The 331-nt window shown below is 65.6% G+C and carries 1 pseudogene; it reads right to left on the bottom strand.

Going from position 1 to position 331, the window contains the following annotated elements:
- A pseudogene (locus ACZXDY_RS46585) lies at positions 1-331 on the bottom strand (insulinase family protein); the annotation flags it as partial.

The raw sequence follows: 331 nt of genomic DNA, 5'->3' as shown, positions 1-331 counted from the left end.
CGGCTTCGCGGACCTGTTCGGCGGTGACGGCGCGGATGCGCTCGGGCCAGCTCCTGATATCGTCGACGCTCAAACCCCTGGTGAGCGCGCCGCCATACCAGCGTGCCAGCGTCGCCTGATTATCCTGCGCGTAGATCGATTCCGCGATCAACTGGGTTTTGACCCGCTCGAGGTCCTCGGCGCGCGGCGGGTTCTGCGCGATATCGGCAATGACCTTGTCGATGGCGTCCTCGATCTGCACGAAGTCGACGCCGGGCTTCGGTGTTGCGGCGATGATGAACTGCGAGGGGTCGAGCGCGGTGCCCTGGTAATTGGCGCCGGTCGAGATCGC

It is taken from the genome of Bradyrhizobium sp. LeoB3, from assembly GCF_055456055.1.
The sequence above is the reverse complement of the archived record's forward strand: the minus strand, read 5'-3'. Positions and strand labels throughout refer to the sequence as shown.